At 71.2% G+C, this 24310-nt stretch carries 27 protein-coding genes; 7 read left to right on the forward strand and 20 right to left on the reverse strand.

The features are described 5' to 3' along the window. Positions 1 to 115: 115 nt before the first annotated feature. The 7 genes from trpM to hisI form a co-directional block, all read right to left on the reverse strand. A complete protein-coding gene (trpM, locus tag ACZ562_RS18220; RefSeq protein WP_471179782.1) occupies positions 116 to 289 on the reverse strand; it encodes a tryptophan biosynthesis modulator TrpM in 174 nt (57 codons plus the stop codon). A gap of 22 nt (positions 290 to 311) precedes the next feature. Then, positions 312 to 1121 (reverse strand): indole-3-glycerol phosphate synthase TrpC, encoded by an 810-nt coding sequence (gene trpC / locus ACZ562_RS18225; protein ID WP_471179785.1) that lies wholly within the window; start codon positions 1119 to 1121, stop codon positions 312 to 314. A gap of 178 nt (positions 1122 to 1299) precedes the next feature. Beyond that, on the reverse strand, positions 1300 to 1743 hold the full coding sequence (locus tag ACZ562_RS18230; RefSeq protein ID WP_471179788.1) for a DUF2752 domain-containing protein: 444 nt from the start codon (positions 1741 to 1743) through the stop codon (positions 1300 to 1302). Positions 1744 to 1839: 96 nt separating this feature from the next. Next, entirely contained in the window at positions 1840 to 2091 is a 252-nt protein-coding gene (locus ACZ562_RS18235) for an HGxxPAAW family protein (protein ID WP_471179791.1), read from the reverse strand. A 104-nt stretch (positions 2092 to 2195) separates the two neighbouring features. Continuing rightward, on the reverse strand, positions 2196 to 2837 hold the full coding sequence (locus tag ACZ562_RS18240) for a TIGR02234 family membrane protein (protein ID WP_471179793.1): 642 nt from the start codon (positions 2835 to 2837) through the stop codon (positions 2196 to 2198). Between the two features lie 52 nt (positions 2838 to 2889). After that, positions 2890 to 4383 (reverse strand): anthranilate synthase component I, encoded by a 1494-nt coding sequence (locus ACZ562_RS18245; protein ID WP_471179796.1) that lies wholly within the window; start codon positions 4381 to 4383, stop codon positions 2890 to 2892. 11 nt (positions 4384 to 4394) lie between these two features. After that, positions 4395 to 4787 (reverse strand): phosphoribosyl-AMP cyclohydrolase, encoded by a 393-nt coding sequence (gene hisI / locus ACZ562_RS18250; RefSeq protein WP_471179798.1) that lies wholly within the window; start codon positions 4785 to 4787, stop codon positions 4395 to 4397. An 84-nt stretch (positions 4788 to 4871) separates the two neighbouring features. Here hisI and ACZ562_RS18255 point away from each other — a divergent pair, with 84 nt between their 5' ends. Both ACZ562_RS18255 and ACZ562_RS18260 read left to right on the forward strand, forming a co-directional pair. After that, the gene (locus tag ACZ562_RS18255; RefSeq protein ID WP_471179800.1) at positions 4872 to 5507 is read left to right on the forward strand and encodes a TIGR03085 family metal-binding protein; all 636 of its coding nucleotides are present in this window, start codon (positions 4872 to 4874) and stop codon (positions 5505 to 5507) included. Positions 5508 to 5518: 11 nt separating this feature from the next. Further along, the gene (locus tag ACZ562_RS18260; RefSeq protein WP_471179803.1) at positions 5519 to 5923 is read left to right on the forward strand and encodes a VOC family protein; all 405 of its coding nucleotides are present in this window, start codon (positions 5519 to 5521) and stop codon (positions 5921 to 5923) included. Positions 5924 to 5947: 24 nt separating this feature from the next. Here the strand turns inward: ACZ562_RS18260 and hisF are convergent, their stop codons facing one another. The 8 genes from hisF to hisD are packed head-to-tail and all read right to left on the reverse strand — an operon-like array spanning position 5948 to position 11656. Beyond that, on the reverse strand, positions 5948 to 6703 hold the full coding sequence (hisF, locus tag ACZ562_RS18265) for an imidazole glycerol phosphate synthase subunit HisF (protein WP_471179806.1): 756 nt from the start codon (positions 6701 to 6703) through the stop codon (positions 5948 to 5950). After that, the gene (locus tag ACZ562_RS18270) at positions 6700 to 7098 is read right to left on the reverse strand and encodes a RidA family protein (RefSeq protein WP_471179809.1); all 399 of its coding nucleotides are present in this window, start codon (positions 7096 to 7098) and stop codon (positions 6700 to 6702) included. Before ACZ562_RS18270 ends, hisF begins: the two co-directional genes overlap by 4 nt. Further along, the gene (gene priA, locus ACZ562_RS18275) at positions 7095 to 7829 is read right to left on the reverse strand and encodes a bifunctional 1-(5-phosphoribosyl)-5-((5-phosphoribosylamino)methylideneamino)imidazole-4-carboxamide isomerase/phosphoribosylanthranilate isomerase PriA (RefSeq protein ID WP_471179812.1); all 735 of its coding nucleotides are present in this window, start codon (positions 7827 to 7829) and stop codon (positions 7095 to 7097) included. Before priA ends, ACZ562_RS18270 begins: the two co-directional genes overlap by 4 nt. Next, positions 7826 to 8476 (reverse strand): imidazole glycerol phosphate synthase subunit HisH, encoded by a 651-nt coding sequence (gene hisH / locus ACZ562_RS18280; RefSeq protein ID WP_471179815.1) that lies wholly within the window; start codon positions 8474 to 8476, stop codon positions 7826 to 7828. The genes priA and hisH overlap by 4 nt, the downstream gene beginning before the upstream one ends. Continuing rightward, entirely contained in the window at positions 8467 to 8631 is a 165-nt protein-coding gene (locus ACZ562_RS18285) for a hypothetical protein (RefSeq protein WP_471179818.1), read from the reverse strand. The genes hisH and ACZ562_RS18285 overlap by 10 nt, the downstream gene beginning before the upstream one ends. Before the next feature lie 3 nt (positions 8632 to 8634). Then, positions 8635 to 9228, reverse strand: coding sequence for an imidazoleglycerol-phosphate dehydratase HisB (hisB, locus tag ACZ562_RS18290; RefSeq protein WP_437043858.1), 594 nt, complete (start codon positions 9226 to 9228; stop codon positions 8635 to 8637). Further along, positions 9225 to 10334 carry a histidinol-phosphate transaminase gene (locus ACZ562_RS18295; RefSeq protein WP_471179822.1) on the reverse strand — a complete coding sequence of 370 codons (1110 nt, stop codon included), beginning with the start codon at positions 10332 to 10334 and terminating at the stop codon, positions 9225 to 9227. Before ACZ562_RS18295 ends, hisB begins: the two co-directional genes overlap by 4 nt. After that, positions 10331 to 11656: a histidinol dehydrogenase gene (gene hisD / locus ACZ562_RS18300; RefSeq protein WP_471179825.1), complete on the reverse strand. Its 1326-nt coding sequence runs from the start codon at positions 11654 to 11656 to the stop codon at positions 10331 to 10333. The genes ACZ562_RS18295 and hisD overlap by 4 nt, the downstream gene beginning before the upstream one ends. 180 nt (positions 11657 to 11836) lie before the next feature. On the opposite strand from hisD, the gene ACZ562_RS18305 reads away from it, so the two are divergent. The 4 genes from ACZ562_RS18305 (at position 11837) to ybaK (ending at position 15900) form a co-directional block, all read left to right on the forward strand. Next, entirely contained in the window at positions 11837 to 13414 is a 1578-nt protein-coding gene (locus tag ACZ562_RS18305; RefSeq protein WP_471179828.1) for an oxidoreductase, read from the forward strand. A 122-nt stretch (positions 13415 to 13536) separates the two neighbouring features. After that, a complete protein-coding gene (locus ACZ562_RS18310) occupies positions 13537 to 14568 on the forward strand; it encodes a hypothetical protein (protein ID WP_471179830.1) in 1032 nt (343 codons plus the stop codon). An 11-nt stretch (positions 14569 to 14579) separates the two neighbouring features. Then, positions 14580 to 15320 carry an LON peptidase substrate-binding domain-containing protein gene (locus ACZ562_RS18315; protein ID WP_471179833.1) on the forward strand — a complete coding sequence of 247 codons (741 nt, stop codon included), beginning with the start codon at positions 14580 to 14582 and terminating at the stop codon, positions 15318 to 15320. 25 nt (positions 15321 to 15345) lie between these two features. Further along, positions 15346 to 15900, forward strand: a complete 555-nt coding sequence (gene ybaK, locus ACZ562_RS18320) for a Cys-tRNA(Pro) deacylase (protein WP_471179836.1) — start codon at positions 15346 to 15348, stop codon at positions 15898 to 15900. Positions 15901 to 16030: 130 nt separating this feature from the next. Here the strand turns inward: ybaK and ACZ562_RS18325 are convergent, their stop codons facing one another. The 4 genes from ACZ562_RS18325 to ACZ562_RS18340 all read right to left on the reverse strand — a co-directional run bounded on the left by ACZ562_RS18325 (position 16031) and on the right by ACZ562_RS18340 (position 20038). After that, complete coding sequence (locus tag ACZ562_RS18325; protein WP_471179838.1) at positions 16031 to 16738, reverse strand: AAA family ATPase; 708 nt, start codon at positions 16736 to 16738, stop codon at positions 16031 to 16033. 34 nt (positions 16739 to 16772) lie between these two features. Beyond that, on the reverse strand, positions 16773 to 17597 hold the full coding sequence (locus ACZ562_RS18330; protein WP_471179841.1) for an ABC transporter permease: 825 nt from the start codon (positions 17595 to 17597) through the stop codon (positions 16773 to 16775). Positions 17598 to 17661: 64 nt separating this feature from the next. Next, entirely contained in the window at positions 17662 to 18633 is a 972-nt protein-coding gene (locus ACZ562_RS18335) for an ABC transporter ATP-binding protein (protein ID WP_471180320.1), read from the reverse strand. Positions 18634 to 18817: 184 nt separating this feature from the next. Continuing rightward, the gene (locus ACZ562_RS18340) at positions 18818 to 20038 is read right to left on the reverse strand and encodes an NYN domain-containing protein (protein ID WP_471179844.1); all 1221 of its coding nucleotides are present in this window, start codon (positions 20036 to 20038) and stop codon (positions 18818 to 18820) included. A 223-nt stretch (positions 20039 to 20261) separates the two neighbouring features. Here ACZ562_RS18340 and ACZ562_RS18345 point away from each other — a divergent pair, with 223 nt between their 5' ends. Next, positions 20262 to 20423 (forward strand): hypothetical protein, encoded by a 162-nt coding sequence (locus tag ACZ562_RS18345; RefSeq protein ID WP_471179847.1) that lies wholly within the window; start codon positions 20262 to 20264, stop codon positions 20421 to 20423. Between the two features lie 156 nt (positions 20424 to 20579). Here the strand turns inward: ACZ562_RS18345 and dnaE are convergent, their stop codons facing one another. After that, a complete protein-coding gene (gene dnaE / locus ACZ562_RS18350; RefSeq protein WP_471179850.1) occupies positions 20580 to 24119 on the reverse strand; it encodes a DNA polymerase III subunit alpha in 3540 nt (1179 codons plus the stop codon). Positions 24120 to 24310 lie beyond the last annotated feature (191 nt).

Below are 24310 nucleotides of genomic sequence, written 5' to 3' on the forward strand. Positions count from 1 at the left end.
TGTGAACAGCACTAGTCGCCGTGGGGGGCGGGGCTTTGTCCGACGGCTGACGGCCGCCAGTGGCTTGTCGCGCCCGCGCGGCGGAGCCGCATGATCGGGCACTGCCCCCGCGCCCCTACAGGGCGCGCTGCCATCGACGCCCGTTCACCTGCCCAGGTTCGTCACCGATGACGTACCGCACCCGTCGCCCGTGCACCCGTCGTGCGGGCGCACGGCAGCCACGGGGCCGGCAGCCGCGCGCGAGGCGGGCGTAGCGGTCCGTGGTCGTCACGGTGATCGGAAGCGTCATCGGGGCCAACTCTACCCAGTCCTCAGCCCCGGCCGTGCCGCAGTGCCGGGTGCTCGCCCGCCGCCACCAGGTCGGACACGGCAGACTTCGGGTCGCGCCCGGTGACGAGGGACTCGCCGACCAGGACCGCGTCGGCGCCGGCGTTGGCGTACGCGATCAGGTCGTGCGGTCCGCGCACGCCCGACTCGGCGATCTTGATGAGTCCGGCGGGGATCTCGGGGGCCACCCGCTCGAACGTCCCGCGGTCGACCTCCAGCGTCTTGAGGTTGCGCGCGTTGACGCCGATGATCTTCGCGCCGGCGTCCACCGCGCGCTCGACCTCGTCCTCGTCGTGCACCTCTACGAGCGGCGTGAGGCCGATGGACTCGGCGCGCTCGATCAGGCTCTCCAGCGCGGCCTGGTCCAGGGCGGCGACGATGAGCAGCGCGAGGTCGGCGCCGTACGCCCGGGCCTCCCACAGCTGGTACGAGGTGACGATGAAGTCCTTGCGCAGCACGGGGATGTCCACGCGCGCGCGGACCGCCTCCAGGTCCGCCAGCGAGCCGCCGAAGCGGCGCTGCTCGGTCAGCACGGAGATGACGGCCGCGCCGCCGGCCTCGTAGTCCGCGGCGAGTCCGGCCGGGTCGGCGATCGCGGCCAGCGCGCCCTTGGACGGGCTGGAGCGCTTGACCTCGCAGATCACCTTGACGCCGTCGCCGCGCAGGGCGGCGACGCCGTCCTTGGCCGCGGGAGCCTTCGCCGCGCGCTCCTTGAGCTCGTCGAGGCTGACGCGCGCCTGCCGTTCCGCGAGGTCGGCACGGACTCCGTCGATGATCTCGTCGAGCACACTCACGCGAGCGGCCCCCTTCCAGACGGTTGACTGTTCAGCGGTTGAGCTTGCCCCACCGGCCCGCCTCACCGGATCGGACCGATGACGGGAACCTATGGTCACTTGCGATGGTATCCGGAGGAGGGCACAGCCCTCGCATCCGGTTGACGCCGGTCCCACTACCTGGACGTTCACGAGTTGATCAAGGGTGCAGCCAGCCACCGAACGGCAGGTTCCGGACAACCGTGAAGACCAGCAGCAACGCGCCCAGACTCCACAGGTGCACCGGCCCGAGATCGATCCTCAGCGGCCGCCCGCGCAGCGAGCGGACCACCCAGACGGTCCACACCACCGCGAAGACCAGGTATCCGGCGACGGCCAGAGCATTGTCCGTGAGCGCTCCCGTGAAATCTCCCGTCACGAAGGCGTGCGCGCTGCGCAGCCCGCCGCAGCCGGGGCAGTAGATGCCGGCGTAGCGCAGGAGCGGGCAGGCCGGGTAGTGGCCGGGCTCGTTGGGGTCCACGGCCCCCACGTATGCGAAGGCCCCGGCGACCGCCGCGAGCACCCCGGCGGGCATCGCAAGCCGTCCCGCCACGGCCCCGGCTGCGGACGGCGTCGCCCTCTGGCTGTCGGTCACGCCTTGCATTGTGCCCCCGCACGGCCCCACGCGCGCGTGAGGGGCGGTCCGGCATTCCTGCCGGACCGCCCCTCACCGAAGTCCTGCGCCACTCCCGTGCGGGATTCAGCTCTCGACGCTCGCGGGCTCGCGCTGCCCCGCGGTCCGGCGCGCCGTGGCGGCGTTCTTCGGCATGCCCAGGCCCATCGCGCTCATGATCCAGCCGACCACGCCGCCGAGGATCACGATCGCCATGCCGGCCCAGAAGCCCGCCGGCTGGGCCAACACCATGAAGGCGCCCGCCACGCAGAAACCGATGAAGGCGATTGTGACACCGGTCCAGGCGGCCGGGGTGTGACCGTGGCTGCTGCCCGCCATGACTTGCTCCTCGTTGCTGTTTTCGTGTCTGAGCCGGACGCTCAGGGTTCATTGTCCCGCACGCACGCGCGTGCGGTCTGCGGGGGTCTCCCGTCGTCGCCGCGCTATGCCCCGGTGGGGTCCTCTCCCCGGTCGAGCGCCTTCCAGATGTCCTCGGGGCGGTCGGGGTCGGCGGTGGGCGCCCTGCGGCGCGGGCGGGGGGCTCCGGCCCGCTCGTAGCGGCCGGACATCGCGGGCCACCGGCGGCCGTGCCGCAGAGCGAGCAGTCCGGCGAGGAGGATCAGCACGCCGCCGGCGGCCGCGACGTACGGCCAGGCGGTGTGGGTGAGCGTGTCGACGGTGGCCGAGGTGTCGCCGCTGGCCTGCGCGGCCTTCTCGTCGAGCGCGGAGGTGTCGGAGGCGCCGAGCAGCGCCGCGGCGATCGTGCCCGCGCCGGAGAGCGCGAGCAGGCCTGCGACCAGGACGCGGCCGGCCTTGCGGACGGCGAAGACGGCCACGAGCGCGGCGAGGCCCACTATGGCGAGGGAAGCGGGGACGCCCGTGACGTCGCTGCCCTTGGCGGTCAGGGGGAAGTCGCCGCCGGCCACCGTCGCGGTGCCCTGCGACCACCGCTGCCGGGTGGCGAGCAGCGTCACGGCCGCGCCGAGCGCCCCGGACAGAAGGGCTACGGCAAGGCTGAGGCGGCCGGCCCTGACGGGTCCTGCGGCTTCGGAACGGGGGTGAGGTACAGCAGTCACGTACTCCACTATCGCCCGAACCCCGGGCGAACGGTCACCCGGGGTTCACGTGAGAAGCGCCCTACCTGCCCAGTCGGTTCGCCGTGTGCACGGCACGCAGGACCGCCGCAGCCTTGTTGCGGCACTCCTGGTCCTCGGCGACCGGGTCGGAGTCGGCGACGATGCCGGCGCCCGCCTGGACGTACGCGGTGCCGTCGCGCAGCAGGGCGGTGCGGATCGCGATGGCGGTGTCGGAGTCGCCCGCGAAGTCGAGGTAGCCGACGCAGCCGCCGTACAAGCCGCGCCGGGACGGCTCGAGTTCGTCGATGATCTGCATCGCGCGGGGCTTGGGCGCGCCGGACAGCGTGCCGGCCGGGAAGCACGCGGTCAGCACGTCGAAGGCCGTGCGGCCCTGCGCGACCCGGCCCGTCACCGTCGAGACGATGTGCATGACGTGCGAGTACCGCTCGATGGACATGAAGTCGACGACCTCGACGGAGCCGGGCTCGCAGACCCGTCCGAGGTCGTTGCGGCCGAGGTCGACCAGCATCAGGTGCTCGGCGCGCTCCTTGGGGTCGGCGAGCAGTTCGTCGGCGAGGGCCTGGTCCTCCTGCGGGGTGGCGCCCCGGTGCCGGGTGCCGGCGATGGGGTGGACCATCGCCTGCCCGTCCTCGACCTTGACCAGGGCTTCGGGGGAGGAGCCGACGACGTCGAAAGCGCCCTTGTCCCCGTGGGGGAAGCGGAACAGGTACATGTACGGGGACGGGTTGGTCGCCCGCAGCACCCGGTAGACGTCCAACGCGCTCGCCGTGCACGGCGTTTCGAAGCGCTGCGACGGTACGACCTGGAAGGCCTCGCCCGCCCGGATGCGCTCCTTGACGTCCTCGACGGCCGCCTGGAAGTCCTCGCCGCCCCACAGGGCCGTGTACTCGGGCAGTTCGGAGGGCGGGAGGATCGCGGGCGGCTGGGCGACCGCGCGGGACAGGTCGGCCTCCATCGCGTCCAGGCGGGCCACCGCGTCCGTGTACGCCTCGTCGACGCCCGTGTCGAGGTCGTTGTGGTTGATCGCGTTGGCGATCAGCAGGACCGAGCCCTCCCAGTGGTCCATGACCGCGAGGTCGCTGGTGAGGAGCATGGTGAGCTCGGGCAGCCTGAGGTCGTCCCGCTCCCCTGGGCCGATCTTCTCCAGGCGGCGCACGATGTCGTAGCCCAGATAGCCGACCATGCCGCCGGTGAAGGGCGGCATGCCGTCCTCGTGGGGGGTGTGCAGGGCCTCGATGGTGGCGCGCAGGGCGGCGAGGGGGTCGCCGTCGACGGGGACGCCGACGGGCGGGGTGCCGAGCCAGTGGGCCTGGCCGTCCCTCGCGGTGAGGGTCGCCGCGCTGCGGACGCCCACGAAGGAGTAGCGGGACCACGAACGGCCGTTCTCCGCGGACTCCAGCAGGAACGTGCCGGGGCGCTCGGCGGCGAGCTTGCGGTAGAGCCCGACCGGGGTGTCGCCGTCGGCGAGGAGCTTGCGGGTGACCGGAATGACGCGGCGGTCGGTGGCCAGCTTGCGGAACGTGTCGAGGTCCATGGCGGCTGACCCTACTGATCCGAGGCGGGTACGCCGGAATCGGCGTCCTTGAGGAGCACGTCGGTGTCGAAGCAGGTGCGGGCGCCGGTGTGGCAGGCGGCGCCGACCTGGTCGACCTTGACCAGCACGGTGTCGGCGTCGCAGTCGAGGGCGACGGACTTGACCCACTGGAAGTGACCGGAGGTGTCGCCCTTGACCCAGTACTCTCCCCGGCTGCGCGACCAGTACGTGCAGCGGCCGGTCGTGAGCGTGCGGTGCAGCGCCTCGTCGTCCATCCAGCCGAGCATGAGCACCTCGCCGGTGTCGTACTGCTGGGCGATGGCGGGGACGAGCCCGTCGGCGCTGCGCTTGAGACGCGCGGCGATCTCGGGGTCCAGGCTGCTGGGCGCGGGCGTGCTGGTCATGTGTGCCATTGTGCCGCGCGGCACCGGCAGGCCCTGGGGAGTGTCCACTGGGCGGACCCCGAGGGCGGCCGTAGGCTGGCTTTCATGTCGACATTCGCGAAGCGTGAACGACTTCTCCTGGCCGACCTGTTGGAGGCCGAGGGCCCCGAGGCCCCGACCCTGTGCGAGGACTGGCTCACCCGTGACCTCGCCGCGCACGTGGTGGTGCGCGAGCGCCGGCCCGACGCCGTCGGCGGCATCCTGATCAAGCAGCTGCAGCCCCGTCTGGAGCGGGTGATGGCGGAGTTCGCCGCGAAGCCGTACGAGGAGCTGATCCGGCTGATCCGTACCGGCCCGCCGCGTTTCTCGCCGTTCTCCCTCAAGCCGGTCGACGAGATGTCGAACACGATCGAGTTCTACGTCCACACCGAGGACGTCCGCCGCGCCCGGCCCGACTGGGCGCCGCGCGCGCTCGACCCGGTCTTCCAGGACGCCCTGTGGTCGCGGCTGGAGCGCACCTCGCGGCTGATGGGCCGCGGCGCCGCGACGGGCCTGGTGCTGCGCCGCCCCGACGGCCAGACGGCGGTGGCCCGCCGGGGAACACCGGTCGTGACGGCGACCGGCGAGCCGTCCGAGCTGCTGCTCTTCCTCTACGGCCGGCAGAGCGCCGCGGACGTGGAGCTGGAGGGCGAGAAGGACGCGATCGCCAGGCTGCACGACACGAAGCAGCTCGGTATCTGAGGAGTAACTCCGTGATCAAGGTCGCGATGACCGGCGTGTACGTCGACGACGTGGCGAAGGCGCACGCCTTCTACACGGACGTCCTCGGCTTCGAGACCCGCGTGCACATGGACCTGGGCGGCGGGAACCTGTTCGTCACGGTGGGCGCTCCCGAGGGGGCCCAGCCGGACCTCCAGCTGCTGCTGGAACCCGGCCAGGGCCCCATCGCGGAGCCGTACCGCAAGGCGCTGCGCGAGGCCCGCCTCCCCTGCATCGTCTTCTCCGTCGACGACGTCCGGGCGGAGTACGACCGGCTGCGGGAGCTCGGGGTGCGCTTCCTGCAGGAACCGCAGGAGCAGGGGCCGGTCGTCATGGCCGTACTCGACGACACCGTGGGCAATCTGGTGCAGCTGGCGCAGCCCAAGGAACGGGAGTGACCGGGGCTCAGGCCGGCAGCACCGTCACCTGACGGGGTGCCCCGCCTCCCGCAGCGCGTCCTTCACCTCGCCGATCCGCAGATCGCCGAAGTGGAACACGGAGGCGGCCAGCACCGCGTCCGCACCCGCCGAGATCGCCGGCGGGAAGTCGGTGAGCCTTCCCGCGCCGCCGGAGGCGATCACGGGGACCGACACCTGCTTGCGGACGGCCGCGATCATCTCCAGGTCGTAGCCGTCCTTCGTGCCGTCCGCGTCCATCGAGTTGAGCAGGATCTCCCCCGCGCCCAGCTCCGCGGCCCGGTGCGCCCACTCGATCGCGTCGATGCCGGTGCCCTTGCGGCCGCCGTGGGTGGTGACCTCGAAGCTCCCGGAGGGGGTGCGCCGTGCGTCCACCGACAGGACCAGCACCTGCCGGCCGAAGCGCTCCGCGATCTCGCGGATGAGATCCGGGCGGGCGATGGCCGCCGTGTTGACGCCGACCTTGTCCGCGCCCGCCCGCAGCAGCTTGTCCACGTCCTCGGCCGTGCGGACGCCGCCGCCGACCGTCAGCGGGATGAACACCTGCTCGGCGGTGCGGCGCACCACGTCGTACGTCGTCTCGCGGTTGCCCGACGATGCGGTGATGTCCAGGAACGTCAGCTCGTCGGCGCCCTCGGCGTCGTACACCTTGGCCATCTCGACGGGGTCGCCCGCGTCGCGCAGGTTCTGGAAGTTGACGCCCTTGACGACCCGGCCGTTGTCCACGTCCAGGCAGGGGATCACTCGTACGGCAAGGGTCATGCTCTGGACACTCCTCGGAACGCCTCCACCTCGACCTCGACGACCAGGCTGGGGTCCACGAAGCCGGAGACGATGATCATGGATGCGGCGGGCCGGACGGAGTCGAACAGCTCCTTGTGGGCGCGTCCGACGTCGTCCACGTCCCGGGCATGGGTGATGTACATGCGCGTACGCACGACGTCCTCGCGGCCGAGACCCAGCTTCCCCAGCGCCGCGATCGCGACGTTGAACGAGTTGACCGCCTGCTCGTACGGACCGCCGCCGGCGATCTCGCCGTCGACTATCGACGTGCAGCCGGAGACCAGCACAAGGCCGTTCGGCAGCTCCACCGCGCGGGAATAGCCGAAGGCCTCCTCCCAGGGCGCGCCGGTCGTGACGCGTCGTACATCGCTCACTGGGCTACCGCCTCCAGGGCCTCTTCCAGGGTGAACGCCTTCGCGTACAGGGCCTTCCCGACGATGGAGCCCTCGACACCGAGGGGTACCAGTTCGGCGATGGCCCGCAGGTCGTCCAGCGAGGACACCCCGCCGGAGGCCACCACCGGGCGGTCCGTCGCGGCGCACACACTGCGCAGCAGCTCCAGGTTGGGGCCCTGCAGAGTGCCGTCCTTGGCGATGTCCGTCACCACGTACCGGGCGCAGCCCTCCTTGTCGAGGCGCTCCAGCGTCTCGTAGAGGTCGCCGCCGTCCCGGGTCCAGCCGCGGCCGCGCAGTGTCGTGCCGCGTACGTCGAGACCCACCGCGATCTTGTCGCCGTTCTCGGCGATGACCTTGGCGACCCACTGGGGGGTCTCCAGGGCGGCGGTGCCGAGGTTCACCCGGGTGCAGCCGGTGGCGAGGGCGGCGGCGAGCGTGCCGTCGTCGCGGATGCCGCCGGACAGCTCCACCTTGATGTGCAGCTCCGCCATGCGCTCCGTGACCTCGGCGATCAGCGCCCGGTTGTCGCCGGTGCCGAACGCGGCGTCCAGGTCGACCAGGTGCAGCCACTCGGCGCCGGCCCGCTGCCAGGCGAGGGCGGCCTCAAGAGGGGAGCCGTAGGAGGTCTCGGTGCCGGACTCGCCGTGCACGAGGCGGACGGCCTGGCCGTCGCGGACGTCGACGGCGGGGAGGAGTTCGAGCTTGCTCACAGTGTTCCGATCCAGTTGGTGAGGAGCTGGGCTCCGGCGTCGCCGGACTTCTCGGGGTGGAACTGCGTGGCCCACAGGGCGCCGTTCTCGACGGCGGCCACGAACGGCTTGCCGTGCGTCGACCAGGTCACCAGCGGGGCGCGCATCGTCGGGTTCGTGGTCTCCAGGGTCCAGTCGTGGACGGCGTAGGAGTGAACGAAGTAGAAGCGCGCGTCCGCGTCGAGCCCCGCGAACAGCTCGGAGTCGGCCGGCGCCTCGACGGTGTTCCAGCCCATGTGGGGCACGATGTCGGCCTGCAGCGGCTCGACCGAGCCCGGCCACTCGTCCATGCCCTCGGTCTCGACACCGTGCTCGATGCCGCGCGCGAACAGGATCTGCATGCCGACGCAGATGCCCATCACCGGGCGGCCGCCGGCCAGCCGGCGGTCGATGATCCAGTCACCGCGGGCCTCGCGAAGGCCCTGCATGCAGGCGGCGAAGGCGCCGACGCCCGGCACCAGCAGGCCGTCGGCGTTCATGGCCCTGTCGAAGTCGCGCGTTATCTCGACGGAGGCCCCGGTGCGCGCGAGGGCACGCTCGGCGGAACGGACGTTGCCGAAGCCGTAGTCGAAGACGACGACGCTTTTGGAACCTGCGCTCAACTCCACACCTCCAGCCTCAGGACACCCGCGACGAGACACATCGCGGCGCCGATCGAGAGAAGCACGATGAGGCTCTTCGGCATCTGCTGCTTGACGAAGGAGATGATGCCGCCGACCAGGAAGAGGCCGACGACGATCAGGACGGTCGACAGTCCGTTCATGGCTTACAGCGCGCCCTTCGTGGACGGGAGGATGCCGGCCGCGCGCGGGTCGCGCTCGCTCGCGTAGCGCAGCGCCCGCGCCAGCGCCTTGAACTGGCACTCCACGATGTGGTGCGCGTTGCGCCCGTAGGGCACGTGCACGTGCAGCGCGATCTGGGCCTGGGCGACGAAGGACTCCAGGATGTGCCGGGTCATCGTGGTGTCGTACTCGCCGATCATCGGCGCCATCTTCTCGGGCTCGGTGTGCACGAGGTAGGGCCGCCCTGACAGGTCGACGGTCACCTGGGCCAGGGACTCGTCCAGCGGGACCGTGCAGTTGCCGAACCGGTAGATCCCCACCTTGTCGCCGAGCGCCTGCCTGAAGGCGGCGCCGAGCGCGAGGGCGGTGTCCTCGATGGTGTGGTGCGAGTCGATGTGCAGGTCGCCCTCGGTCTTCACGGTCAGGTCGAACAGACCGTGCCGGCCGAGCTGGTCGAGCATGTGGTCGTAGAAGCCGACCCCGGTGGAGATCTCCGTCCTGCCGGTGCCGTCGAGGTCGATCTCGACGAGAACGGACGTCTCCTTGGTCGTCCGCTCCACCCTTCCTACGCGGCTCATGCGCTCTGCTCCTTCTTCATTTCACGGACCGCGTCGAGGAACGCGTCGTTCTCTTCGGGGGTTCCGGCGGTCACCCGCAGCCAGCCCGGTACGCCGTTGTCCCGGACCAGGACGCCCCGGTCGAGGATCTGCCGCCAGACCGTCTGGGCGTCGTCGAACCGCCCGAACTGCACGAAGTTGGCGTCCGACGCCGTGACCTCGTAGCCCAGCGCCAGCAGCTCGGTGACCAGCCGGTCCCGCTCCGTCTTGAGCTGCTCGACGTACTTCAGCAGCGTGTCGGTGTGCTCCAGGGCGGCCAGGGCGGTCGCCTGTGTGACGGCCGACAGATGGTACGGCAGCCGTACGAGCTGGACGGCGTCCACGACGGCCGGGTGCGCGGCGAGGTAGCCGAGGCGCAGGCCCGCGGCGCCGAATGCCTTCGACATCGTCCGGGAGACGACGAGGTTGGGCCGGCCTTCGAGCAGCGGCAGCAGCGAGTCGCCATGGCTGAACTCGATGTACGCCTCGTCCACGATCACCATCGAAGGCTTGGCCGCCTGCGCGGCCTCGTACAGCGCGAGGACCGTCTCGGCCGGGACCGCGGTGCCCGTGGGGTTGTTGGGCGTGGTGACGAAGACGACGTCGGGGCGGTTCTCGGCGATGGCCTGGCGGGCCGCCGTCAGGTCGATGGTGAAGTCCTCGTTGCGGGGACCCGAGATCCATCCGGTCCCGGTACCGCGGGCGATGAGGCCGTGCATCGAGTACGACGGCTCGAAGCCGATCGCCGTACGGCCCGGTCCGCCGAAGGTCTGCAGCAGCTGCTGGATGACCTCGTTGGAGCCGTTGGCCGCCCAGACGTTCGCCGGGCCGACCGGGTGACCGGACGTGTCCGTCAGGTACTTGGCGAGCTGCGTGCGCAGCTCCACGGCGTCCCGGTCCGGGTAGCGGTTGAGGTCCCGGGCCGCCTCGCGCACCCGCTCGGTGATCCGCTCGACCAGCGGCTCGGGCAGCGGGTACGGGTTCTCGTTCGTGTTCAGCCGTACGGGGACGTCCAACTGGGGCGCGCCATAGGGGGACTTGCCGCGCAGCTCGTCCCGTACGGGGAGATCGTCGATTCCGAAGCTCACTTGCTCTCAGGCACCTTCCAGCCGAACCTTGCCTTGATCGCCGCGCCGTGCGCGGGCAGGTCCTCCGCCTCCGCCAGCGTCACCACGTGGTGCGCGACCTCGGCCAGCGCGTCCTTCGTGTAGTCGACGATGTGGATGCCGCGCAGGAAGGACTGGACGGACAGGCCCGAGGAGTGGCAGGCGCATCCGCCGGTGGGCAGGACGTGGTTGGAGCCGGCCGCGTAGTCGCCGAGCGACACGGGGGCCCAGGGGCCGATGAAGATCGCGCCCGCGTTCTTCACGCGGTCGGCGACCGCGGCCGCGTCGGCCGTCTGGATCTCCAGGTGCTCGGCGCCGTAGGCGTCGACCACCCTGAGGCCCTCCTCGACTCCGTCGACCAGCACGATCGCGGACTGCCGGCCCTTCAGCGCGGGGACGATCCGGTCCTCGATGTGCTTGGTGGCCGCGACCTGCGGCTCCAGTTCCCGCTCGACCGCGTCCGCGAGCTCGACGGAGTCCGTGACCAGCACGGCGGCCGCCAGCGGGTCGTGCTCGGCCTGGCTGATCAGGTCGGAGGCGACGTGCGCCGGGTCGGCGGTGGAGTCCGCGAGGACGGCGATCTCGGTCGGGCCGGCCTCGGCGTCGATACCGATCTTGCCGGTGAAGTAACGCTTGGCCGCCGCGACCCAGATGTTGCCGGGGCCCGTGACCATGTTGGCGGGCGGGCAGGACTCGGTGCCGTACGCGAACATCGCGACGGCGGTGGCGCCACCGGCCGCGTAGACCTCGTCGACTCCGAGCAGCGCGCAGGCGGCGAGGATCGTCGGGTGCGGAAGCCCGTCGAACTCGGCCTGCGCCGGGGAGGCGAGGGCGATCGACCCGACGCCGGCCTCCTGCGCGGGGACCACGTTCATGATCACCGAGGACGGGTAGACCGACCGGCCGCCGGGCGCGTACAGCCCCACCCGCTCGACCGGCACCCACTTCTCGGTGACCGAGCCACCGGGCACGACCTGCGTGGTGTGGCTCGTACGGCGCTGTGCGCGGTGGACGAGACGGGCTCGGCGGACCGACTCCTCCAGCGCCGCGCGCACGGCCGGGTCGAGCTGCTCCAGCGCGTCCTTCAGCGCCCGGCCCGGGACCCGTACGGACTCCAGGCGGACCCCGTCGAACTTCTCGGCGAAGTCGATCAGCGCCGCGTCGCCCCGATGATGCACGGCCTCGCAGATCGGACGCACCCTCTCCAGGGCGGCCTGAACGTCGAAGTCGGCTCGGGGCAGCAGGTCGCGCAGGGCGGGGCCCTCGGGAAGGGCGTCACCGCGCAGATCGATTCGGGAGATCACACAGTCAATTCTCGCAGACCGGGTCAGCGCACCGTCCGCACGTATCAATGGCTGATACAGACCCCGGCAGTCACCATCGGACCCCTTCGTCACTTTCTGCGTTCCGAACGTCACTCAACGGGCATGAAGGCTGTAGCGGGCGGGGCGAACCCGCGAGTAGCCGGGAAGGAAGGAACCAGGGTGACCGAGGGGGCCGGCGTTCGCGCCGGAGATCTGCCGGACGACCTGACCGCGGCCGAGGCCGGCATGTGGCAGGCGTTCCGCATGGGCGCGGTCTACGACCTGAGGAGCGGAGACGAGGTCGTCGACGACCCGCACGGCGGCACGGCCTGGGGGCCCGAGCGGACCGTGCGGGCGCGCGCCATCGCCTGGCTGCTGCTCGACGGGCCGCCCGCCCTGGTGGGCAGGGTGGCGTCCCTGAAGCTCGTCGGCATCCGGATCAGCGGCGACCTGGATCTGGCGGGCGGCCTCATCGCGCCGTACGTGGAGCTGCGGGGCTGCCGTTTCGACAACGAGGTCCTGCTGGCGGAGGCCCGCTGCACGACCGTGCGCCTCGTGGACTGCTCGGTGCCGCGCCTGGAAGCGGCCCGGCTGCGGTGCGAGGGCGATCTGCATCTGCCGCGCTGCCGCTTCCACCACGGCGTACGGCTCACCGACGCGCACATAGGTACGGATCTGCTGCTCAACCAGGCGATCGTGTACCGGGACCGCAGCGGCCGCTCGATCGTCGCGGACGGCCTGACCGTCGGCCAGGACGTCCAGGCCGAGCTGCTGGAGTCGCACGGCGAGGTGAGCCTGCGCGGCGCCAAGATAGGCGTCTCGCTGAGCCTGCGCGGCGCCCGGCTGATCAACCCGTACACGCGGTTCGCCCTGAACGCACCCCAGCTGACCGTCGAGCGCACCCTGTACATGACCCCCGCCGGCCTGGGCAGCCCGATGCTGAGCGGCACCACCCCGTCGAGCGGGACCCGGATCCAGCGGTTCGAGTGCCAGGGCGGGGTGCGGCTCGACGACGGACGGTTCGGGGAGGCCGTCGACCTCGACCGGGCCCGGTTCGTCCTCACCGACGACCAGGAGCTGGCGCTGCGCCGGCTGCAGACGTTCGAACTGCGCTTCCTCGGGGAGCGGCCGCAGCGCGGCAAGGTGGTGCTGTCGGGGTCACGGGTCGTCAATCTCGTGGACGTGGTGAGCAGCTGGCCCGGCCCGGGCAGGCTGCACATGCTCGGCTTCGTGTACCAGAACCTCGTGCCGCGGGGGCATTTCTCGCTCTCCCAGCGCCTGGAGTGGGTCGGGGCGGCCACCGCCGAGTACAACCCCGAGCCGTACGAGCGTCTCGCCACCGCGCTGCGCGCCTGTGGCGAGGACGAGGACGCGCGCGAGGTGCTGCTCGCCAAGCAGCGCCGGCGCCGCGAGACACTGCCGTTGGCCGCCAAGCTCTGGGGATACCTCCAGGACTGGATCGTCGCCTACGGGTACCGGCCCGGCCGGGCCGCGGTGTGGATGGCGGTGCTGTGGGCGGCGGCCTCGGTCGCCTTCGCGCATTCCGGCCGGCCCCCGGTCAGCGGCCCCGGGAACCCGTCCTGGAACCCGACGCTGTTCGCCCTGGACCTGCTGCTGCCGGTCATCGATCTGGGCCAGGCCGGCCAGTGGCAGCTCAGCGGCGGCCGGCAGTGGCTGTCCGCGGCGATGATCCTGCTGGGCTGGGTCCTGGCGACGACGGTGGCCGCCGGGGCGACCCGGCTGCTGCGGCGGAACTGAGCCGCTCATGGCGGACCGCCGGCCGTTGAACGGTCACGTTTTACCTGGCCTTGACCGGCCCACGTACAACCTTTCACCGGTTGCGTGTTCCCGCTGGCGCGCAGCTGACCTGCGGACTTTCAATGGTCGACACCATGGCTCTGCTGCCCCCCTTCATCCGTACGGCCCGGATGACCAGAAACACGGCCCCCCACCACGCCACCGGCACGCCCGACGACGACGTGGTCCTCGACGCGCCCGACACCCGGCTCGGCCCCGCCCTGGTCGCGGCCGCGCAAGGCGCGTCCGGGCCCGCGGCCGGCCTGCTCGCCGCCACCCGCGAGAACGCGGAGTGGGAGAACCGCGACCGGTACGCGCGGCGGCTCGCGGCCTTCGCGCACGCGCGCGACGAGTGGTTCCAGCGGTGGTCCGCCGCCGCCCCGTACGACCCGGACGTGCTGCTCGTCCGGGCCCAGCTGGCAGTGGACCGGGCATGGCGGTCCCCGGCGCGGGCGGAGCTGCTGCACGACGTGAGCCCGCTCATCACGGCCGCCGCGCGCGCGGACGACCGCGACCCGGTGGCGTGGCGGATCGCCCTGGACCACGCACGCGGCACGAACGCCGGGCACACCTGCTTCGAGCGGCTGTGGGAGGCCGCGGTCCGCCGCGCCCCGCACCACTACGGCTGTCATGTCGCGGCCCTGCGTTACCTGGCGTCCTCCTGGCACGGCTCCCACCGCGAGCGCTTCGACTTCGCCGAGCGGGCCGCCCAGGACGCTCCGGCGGCCTCGCTCATCCAGGCACTGCCCACGCGGGCGGCCCTCGGCTACCTGACCGACGGCTGCGGCCCCGAGGTGCCGCGCGAGCAGCTGGACGCGGCGGCCGACCGGGCGATCGCGCTCTCCGCCCGCTTCCCGGCGGCCGATCCGTGGCCCGCCGAGATCCGGAACAAACTGATGTACGTCCTCGTGCGGCTGGAACGCTGGGAAGAGGCCCGCGTCCAACTGCGTCTGATCGGCCCGTACGCCACGTCCTTTCCGTGGGACCGGCTGTCGGACGACCCGCTGGGCCTCTTCCTCCAGATGCGCGCCGACATCCGGTCGGCACCGCTGAGCGGGCTGTCCCGGCATCCACCAGGTGGGCACGCCCGTCGTGCCCGCTCCGGCGACCATTAGGCTGTGGCGCCGTGACCACCGTCCGACTCCCGCTCTTCCCCCTGAACTCCGTGCTCTTCCCGGGGCTCGTGCTTCCTCTGAACGTCTTCGAGGAGCGCTACCGCGCCATGATGCGCGACCTGTTGAAGACACCCGAGGACGAACCGCGCCGGTTCGCCGTCGTGGCGATCCGCGACGGCCACGAGGTGGCACCGAGCGCACCCGGCATGCCGGACCAGACGGCCGTCCCCCAGCGCGGGCCCGCGGCCGGCTTCGGCCCGGACCCGGTCAAGGCGTTCTTCGCGACCGGCTGCGTGGCGGACGCCGCGACGATCCGCGAGCGGGCCGACGGCTCGTTCGAGGTGCTGGCGACCGGCACGACCCGGGTGCGGCTGGCCTCGGTCGACGCGTCGGGCCCGTTCCTGACGGCCGAACTGGACGAGCTGCCCGAGGCGCCCGGCGACGAGGCCGGCGCACTGGCCGAGGGGGTGCTGCGCGCGTTCCGCCAGTACCAGAAGCGGCTGGCCGGGGCGCGCGAGCGATCGCTCTCCACGGGCGCCGACCTGCCGGACGACCCGTCCGTGGTGTCCTATCTGGTGGCCGCAGCGATGATGCTGGACACCCCGACGAAGCAGCGCCTGCTCCAGGCCCCGGACTCCGCGTCCCGGCTGCGCGACGAGCTCGAACTCCTTCGCGCGGAGACCGCGATCATCCGTAGTCTGCCGTCACTGCCGGCGTCGGACCTGACGCGCGGCCCGACGAGTCTCAACTGACGCACACCTCTGGGGTACAGGCCGGATGGCGAAGAAGCCGAAGAAGCAGCAGCACGCAGTCGGGGCGCGCGAAGCGCATGCGAACAGGGAGGGTGGCGGGCGGCGGGCGGGCGGCACGCCCGCGACCGTGGCCCTCACGGCGGCCGGTGTGACCTACACGGTCCACTCCTACGACCACGACCCCGCGCACCCGTCGTACGGCGAGGAGGCGGCCGAGGCGATGGGTGTCTCCCCGGAGCGCGTCTTCAAGACCCTGGTCGCCGACGTCGACGGGTCGCTGACCGTGGCCGTCGTCCCGGTGGCGGGCTCGTTGGACCTCAAGGCCCTGGCGGCGGCGGTCGGCGGCAAGCGCGCCGCGATGGCCGACCCGGCCCTGGCGGAACGCACCACGGGCTACGTCCGCGGCGGCATCTCCCCGCTCGGCCAGCGTAAGAAGCTCCCGACGGTCCTCGACGACTCGGCGTCCGCCCACGACACGATCTGCGTCTCGGCCGGCCGCCGCGGCCTGGAAGTCGAACTCGCCCCCGGCGACCTCGCGCAGCTGACGGCAGCGGTCCTGGCCCCCATCGGCCGTGCGTGACCCCTCGACGCCACCGGCGACGGGGCCGTTGAGGCAGAAGCGAGGGCCTGGGGGCGGCAGCCCCCGGTGACGGGAAGGGCAGGGGCGGCGGGCGTGGACGCCCCCCGCCGCAACCACAACGCGCCGGGCCCTACGCGGCCGGCGGCGCCCCGTACCCCCCGTGCTGCTGATACGGGTCCGGCTCCGCATCCCGAGGCCCGAACAACGCCGTCAGCCCGAGATGCACGAGCAGCGCGGCCAATGACCACGCCAGCCACGCCCCCTTCGCCCCGAGCTTCAACGGGGCCGAGAACGTGACCCCCTTGCCCACGGACCTCGCATGGGCGATCACATCCTGCGCGGGCCCGAGCCACACCCCGACCCGCCAGGCCAGCAGCGACCCGAGCAGTCCTCCGACCCCCAGCGCCACCACCACCGGCACTCCGCCACGCCGCCGCACGAGGAAGACGACCACCGCACTCACGACCCCGAACGCCAGGGCGAGCAGAGTGAACGTTCCGTCGACCCCGATCGCCTGCTCCCCCTCGGTGTCCTTGAGATAGACGACCCAGCGCTTGTCCACCACGTCACCGACCAGTGGCACGTGCGGCGCCAGCCACCACCACAGCACTCCCAGCAGCACCCCGGCGAGCGCCACCGCCACCGTGATCACGGCGGCCTCCCGCACTTCGGTCTTCATCCCGGGGCCGTCCTGTTCGTCACCGCCGTGACCGCCGTACCCGGCATGCCCGCCGTACGCGGCGTCATGAGGCGCGGGAGCCACATGCCCGGCACCCGGCGGCTGCCACGCGTTGTGCGGCGACTGTTCATGCGGAGGAGGAGTCAACGGTGCGGTCACCCTGACATCGTGCCAGGCCTGCCTGTGCGGCGCGTCACCGGACGGCTGCCCGGCGGTAGGCCCAGGTGGCGACGGCCAGCGACACCACGCCCACACCCCCGCACACGGCGAGGTCACCGAGCACGACGGCCCAGTCGGGACGCGCGCCGAAGGTCCGCGCGAGGGCCTCCACGCCGTACGTGGAAGGCAGCAGATCCCGGGCGAACCGCACGGCCTCGGGCATCCGGTCCGCCGGCAGCACCCCGAGCAGCAGCGCCGCGGACATGCCCAGCTGCCCGAGCAGCGTGGCCAGCTCGGGGCGCGGCGCGAGCAGACCGAGTGCGGCACCGAGACCGGCCAGCGCCGCTCCCGCCAGCGGGATCACCGCCGCGAGCACCCACAGATGCGTCAGCGGCAGCCCGAACAGCACGCACCCGAACACCGCCGTGACCACGGTCCCCGGCACGGTGAACGACGCGTACGCGCCCGCCGCCCCCAGCACCACGGCGGCCGGCGGTACCGGCAGCGTCGCGTAGTGGTCGAGCCCGCCGCTCGCCCGCAGCTGGCCGAAGTACTGCGCCAGCAGGTTCAGCGCGACGAAGGCCACGACGAGGACCGCCGACCCGGCGACCACCGCCTGCGCCTCTCCCCCGCCGTCCACGACCCCCCGCATCAGGATCATGATCCCGACCGACTGGAATGTGGCCACGAACAGCAGCGGGATCCGGGCGACGCGCGCGCGGGACAGCTGCGCCCGGTACACGGCCGCCAGCGACGGCCACAGCCGCGCACGCGGCCCGAGCTCGGCCGCGGGGCGCCCGGCGGTCTCCTCCACGGCCAGGGCACCGCCCGGCAGAACCTCAGCGGGTACGACACTCACGTCGCGCTGCTCCTCCTCGCCTTGGCAGTCGCCCTGTCCCATACGGATTCGGCGGTCCACGTGCTCATGCCTTCACCAGCCCCTGGGTGTTGCCGCCCAGCGCCAGATACACGTCCTCCAGGCTCGGCGTGGCCAGCGTGAAGTCGTCCAGTGCGGCGAAGGCGGCCCCGCCGGTGACCGTGGCGACGACCGCACGGGCCTCCTCCGGGGCCAGCCGCAGCGTCCAGCGGCGGCCGGACTCCACGGCCCGCTCTCGCAGCGCGGCGACCTCCGGGACGTGCAGCGGGGCCGTCTCGCGCCACACCAGGACGACCCGCACCTCACCGGCGACCTGCTCCTTGAGCCCGGACGGGGTGTCGCAGGCGATCACCCGTCCCCGGTCGAGGACGGCGACCCGGTCCAGGACCGTCTCGGCCTCGATGACGTTGTGGGTGACGAGCAGGACGGTCGTGCCGTGCTCGGCACGGCGCCGGTCGACGGCTGACCAGACCGCCCGCCGGGCCACCGGGTCCATGGCGGCGGTCGGCTCGTCGAGGACGAGCAGCGGCCGCTCCCCCACGAGTGCGGCGGCGACGCACGCGAGGCGGCGCTGGCCTCCGGACAGTTTCCTCAGCGGCCGTCCGGCGAGCGACGCGAGCCCCAGTTCGTCGAGTACGGCGTCCCGCTCGGCCCGTGCCCGCCGCGCGTCCAGGCCGCGCAGCCGTCCGGTGGTCTCGGCGGCGAGGGACACGGTCAGTTCGTCGAGGGCGGTCGACTCCTGCCCGAGGTAGGCGAGGATCCGAGCGGCCCGCTCGGGATGGCGCACGATGTCGTGGCCGAGGATCTCGACACTGCCGCGGTCGGGCCGCATCAGCCCGGTGAGCTGCCGTACCAGGGTGGACTTGCCGGCACCGTTCGGGCCGAGCAGCCCGAAGATCTCACCCCGCCGGATGTCCAGCCGTACGTCGTCGGTGGCCCGGACCTCGGGCGTCGCCGGGGTGCCGCGCCGGCCGCGCACCGCCGGATAGGTCTTGGTCAGCCCGCGCACCGCACACACGACATCGCCACCGTGCCGAAGTGCCTGTGCCGCGCGCGTACTCACAAGGGACGAGCCTACGGGGTCCGGAAGCCGCACAAGGCCCCGGGGCGGCCCGCACACCCGAATCCGCCGCAGTACACATGTCCGCCGCCACGGCGATCAACCACGAAAGAGGGGGCGCCCGGAGCCCACCCCGATCGGCTCATTCGCCGGCAGGCGCGTGCTCGGCCGCCGTCCGTACGTCGATCTCCCGCCAGAACCCGGCCCGGATCGCGTACCGGTCGTGCTCGTCGATCTGGTCGTCCTTGTGCGCGAGCAGCCCGAACCGGGCCGCGTACCGCAGCAGCTCGCCGTCGATCCGGTGCGGGATGCGCGGATACATCCCGGACAGATTCTGCAGGTGGCTCTGGTCCCCCAGCCGCTCCATCCACCGCCGCGCGAAGACCTGCCCGACCTCGTAGGGGTCGCCGCCGACCGTGGTGATGTCCTCCTCGCGGTCGGCCCAGCGCTGTTCGGCCGTGGTCAGCTGGGCGAGCGTCGGCATCGACGCGACCTCGGCGGGCTCGGCGGCGGCACCGGGACGGTCCACCCAGCCCTTGTCCGAGGACCAGCGAAGGGTGGCGGAGGCGGGATGCTGAGCGGGCTGCACGCCGGGGGCGCGCAGGGCCGCCAGGTCCTTCGGGGTGGGCACGCCCTTGGTCGCGGGCACGCGTTGCTGCGTGCCGTTGTCCGAGGCGGCGCCCGCCGCGGCGTGCTCGCCCTCGTCGGCGGTGCGCTCGGCCGCCGCGGCGAGCGCGGCATCGGGCAGCGGCGCCGACAGGATCGCGGCGATCTCCGGGCGCGGCACGGGCGGCGGGGCGCAGATCCCGCCGAGCTCCTTGGCCCGTACGGCCTTGGTGATCCACGTACGGTCGAGCACCCGCCGCTCGTCGGCCTCGGCGACCAGGTCCTCGGACTGGTTGTAGTCCCCGTCGGCGGCCTGCACGGCCCACAGGTGTACGGCGACGCCATGCTCCTTCGCGGCCATCATGCCCGGCAGCAGGTCCCCGTCGCCGGTCACCAGGACGACGTCGGAGCAGGCGCGGTTGCGGGCCAGCTCGGTGAGCTCGGCGTGCATCGCGGCGTCCACACCCTTCTGGGCCCAGCGGCCGTCGCTGCGGGTCAGGGCGCCGAGCCGGACGGTGACCCGGGGCATCACACGCAGCCTGCGGTGCTCGGGCTGCGGGACGCGGTCGGGGGCGCCGTCGAACCAGTAGATGCGCAGCAGGGGCCGTTCCGTGTCGGACTCGGCGCGCTCGCGCAGCCCCTGGATGAGGGCGGCGTGGTCGACGGTGATCCGGGAGCGGGAGGGCTCCCCGGCGAGAAGACTGGCGGCGGCCCCCAGCAGATACCCGGCGTCCACCAGGACGATGCAGCGGTCCACGCGATCCACCCTCTTTCCGGGAGGTTTGCTTCGGGCTTGCTTCGAGTCTGCCCGACCGCACGGGTGTTAACGGCCCGAACTCGATCTTCGGCGTGGCGTTTCGTGATCTCGCCTGCGACATTCCCTGTCACACACGGTAATTATCCGAAATGCACTCCTTGTCAGCCTATGTGAATCTGGTCCCGGCCCTGGCCCCTAGACCCCCAACAGGAGGCAGATCTCCATGGCCAAGAACAAGAACCGTGAGCGCAGGCAGCCGCAGCCCGAGCGCGGTCAGCAGGTGCAGCAGTCCTCGCTGGAGACGCACGCCGAGCAGCGCGTCACGCAGGTGACCCCCGGTGACATGGCCCGCAAGGGCCGGCAGAAGCGCTTCGGTCACAACTGAGATCTGTATAAAGGGCTTTGAAGCCCGGCACGTCCGAGGGGCGCACCCGGTACCAGGTGCGCCCCCCTTTGTTCAGGGCTCGGTTCGCCTCCGGGGTGCTCAAGCCGGCATCGCCGCGCCCCTTCGGCTCACTCGCCGTATACGACCGTCAGTCGGTCAACCGGCCAGACACGACGGGCCCAGCAGCACCTTCAGGTCGCCGAAGAGTGCCGGGTCCGGCTTCACCCGGTGCCGGTCGAGGCGCAGCACGGTCGTCTTGGTCGGTCCCTGGAGCCTGATCCGGACCTCGCTGTCGCCCTTGTGGTGGCTGAGGATCTCGCCGAGGCGGCTGACCATCGGCGGAGTGACCCGCGTGGCCGGGATGGTGAGGATCACGGGCGCGTTGGTGCCCGCGTTGGAGAGGTCGGGAACCATCAGCTCCATCGCGACGAGGCGCGGCACGTCCTCGCGCTTGTCGAGGCGGCCCTTGACGAACACGACGGCGTCCTCGACGAGTTGGGTCGACACCAACTGGTACGTCGCCGGGAAGAACATGCACTCGATGGAACCCGCGAGGTCCTCGACCGTGGCGATCGCCCAGGCGTTGCCCTGCTTGGTCATCTTGCGCTGGAGACCGGAGATGATGCCGCCGATCGTGACCACGGCACCGTCCGCGTGCTCGCCTCCGGTGAGCTGGGCGATGCCCGCGTCCGCTTTGTCGGACAGCACGTGCTCCAGGCCGAAGAGCGGGTGGTCGGAGACGTACAGACCGAGCATCTCCCGCTCCTGGGCGAGCAGATACGTCTTGTCCCACTCCTCGTCGGTGAAGGTGACGTCGAGTCCGAAGCCGGGCTCGCTGGTCTCCTCCTCGCCCATGCCGCCGAAGAGGTCGAACTGCCCCTCGGCCTCCTTGCGCTTGACCGCGACCACGTTGTCGATCATCGGCTCGTACTGCGCGGTGAGGCCCTTGCGGGTGTGCCCCATGGAGTCGAAGGCACCGGCCTTGATCAGTGACTCCGTCGTCCGCTTGTTGCAGACCACGGCCTCGACCTTGTCGAGGTAGTCGGGGAAGGAGGCGTACTTCCCCTTGGCCTTGCGGCACCTGATGATCGACTCGACGACGTTCGTGCCGACGTTGCGGACGGCGGAGAGGCCGAAGAGGATCACGTCGTCGCCCTGCGCGGCGAAGTTCGACTCCGACTCGTTGACGTTCGGCGGGAGCACCTTGATGCCCATGCGCCGGCACTCGTTGAGGTAGACGGCCGACTTGTCCTTGTCGTCCTTGACCGAGGTGAGCAGGGCGGCCATGTACTCGGCGGGGTGGTTGGCCTTGAGGTAGGCGGTCCAGTACGAGACCAGGCCGTAGGCGGCCGAGTGCGCCTTGTTGAAGGCGTATCCGGCGAACGGGACCAGCACGTCCCACAGGGCCTGGATCGCCTCGTCGCTGTAGCCGTTCTTCTGGGCGCCGGCCTGGAAGATGGTGAAGTTCTTCGCCAGTTCGTCGGGCTTCTTCTTGCCCATGACGCGGCGGAGGATGTCGGCCTCGCCGAGCGAGTAGCCCGCGATGATCTGGGCGGCCTTCTGCACCTGCTCCTGATAGACGATCAGGCCGTAGGTGACGTCCAGGACCTCCTTGAGGGGCTCTTCGAGCTCCTTGTGGATCGGCGTGATCTCCTGGAGGCCGTTCTTGCGCAGGGCGTAGTTGGTGTGCGAGTCCATGCCCATGGGGCCGGGACGGTAGAGCGCGGAGACGGCGGAGATGTCTTCGAAGTTGTCGGGCTTCATCAGCCGCAGCAGCGAGCGCATGGGGCCGCCGTCGAACTGGAAGACACCGAGGGTGTCGCCGCGCTGGAGCAGTTCGAAGGTCGTCGGATCGTCGAGCGGAAGGCTCAGCAGATCGATGTCGATGCCCTTGTTGGACTTCACCATCTTCACGGCGTCGTCCATGATCGTCAGGTTGCGCAGGCCGAGGAAGTCCATCTTCAGCAGGCCGAGCGACTCGCAGCTCGGATAGTCCCACTGTGTGATGGTCACGCCGTCGGTGTGCCTGACCCAGACGGGCACGTGCTCGGTGATGGTCTCGCTGGACATGATCACGCCGGCGGCGTGCACACCCATCTGCCGGACCAGGCCCTCGACGCCCTTGGCGGTGTCGATGACCTTCTTGACGTCCGGTTCGTTCTCGTACATCGAGCGGATCTCGCCCGCCTCGCTGTAGCGGGGGTGCGAGGGGTCGGTGATGCCGTTCAGGTCGATGCCCTTGCCCAGGACGTCGGCGGGCATCGCCTTGGTGAGGCGGTCGCCCATGGCGTACGGGTAGCCCAGCACGCGCGCGGAGTCCTTGATGGCGTTCTTCGCCTTGATCTTTCCGTAGGTGCCGATCATGGCGACCTTGTCGGCGCCGTACTTCTCCGTCACGTACCTGATCACCTCGACGCGCCTGCGCTCGTCGAAGTCGATGTCGACGTCGGGCATGGAGACGCGCTCGGGGTTGAGGAACCGCTCGAAGATCAGGCCGTGCGGGATCGGGTCGAGGTCGGTGATGCCCATGGCGTACGCGACGATCGAACCGGCCGCGGAGCCACGGCCCGGACCGACCGCGATGCCCTGCTTCTTGGCCCACATGATGAAGTCGGCGACCACGAGGAAGTAGCCCGGGAACCCCATCTGGATGATGACGTCCATCTCGTACTCGGCCTGCTTCTGGCGGTCCTCCGGGACGCCGCCGGGAAAGCGGCGCTCCATGCCGCGGCGGACCTCCTCCTGGAACCAGGTGACCTCGGTGTAGCCCTCGGGGATGTCGAACTTGGGCATGAGGTTCTTCGCCTCGAACATCCCGCCGGTGTCGATCTGCTCGGCGACCAGAAGCGTGTTGCGGCAGCCCTCCTGCCAGGCGTCCGAGGAGTCGATGGCGTACATCTCGTCCGTGGACTTCAGGTAGTAGCCGGTGCCGTCGAACTTGAAGCGGTCCGGGTCGGAGAGGTTCTTGCCGGTCTGGATGCACAGCAGGGCGTCGTGGGCGACCGCCTCGTGCGCGTACGTGTAGTGCGAGTCGTTGGTGACCAGCGGCGGGATGCCGAGCTTCTTGCCGATGTCGAGGAGGCCGTCGCGGACCCGGTGCTCGATGTCGATGCCGTGGTCCATCAGCTCCAGGAAGTAGCGGTCCTTGCCGAAGATGTCCTGGTAGTCGGCGGCAGCCTTCAGTGCCTCGTCGTACTGGCCGAGGCGCAGCCGGGTCTGCAGTTCGCCTGAGGGGCAGCCGGTGGAGGCGATGAGCCCCTCGGACCACTGGGCGATGGTCTCCTTGTCCATGCGGGGCCACTTCTGCAGCCAGCCCTCGGCGTACGCGTCCGAGGAGAGCCGGAAGAGGTTGTGCAGGCCGGTCGCGTTCGCCGCCCAGATCGTCTTGTGCGTGTAACCACCCGAACCGGACACGTCGTCGCGCTTCTGGTGCGGCTGGCCCCACTGGATCTTGCGCTTGTTGCGCCGGGACTCTGGGGCGACATACGCCTCGATCCCGATGATCGGGGTGATTCCGGCCTTCTTCGCGGAATGGAAGAAGTCGTACGCCCCGTGGAGGTTGCCGTGGTCGGACATGGCGATATGGGTCATACCCATCTCGTTGCACGCGTCGAACATGTCCTTGAGCCGCGCGGCACCGTCCAGCAGGGAGTACTGGGTGTGGACGTGCAGGTGCGTGAACGGCGGCTTTGACACGGCGTGGCCTCCAAGGGAAACGCTCGACGACAGGCAGGCGGACAGTCCGGGGGTCAGCGTCGAAGTCTATGCCTCGGGACTGACACCCGGCGGGCACTACCGCGTACCTTCATGCGTTGGAAGGGGGCGGGGAGAGCCGTCCGGACGGACGCCACACCTGTCCCACACGTCACGCACCACCTGTACCAGGA

Source organism: Streptomyces sp. NPDC040410 (assembly GCF_055595715.1).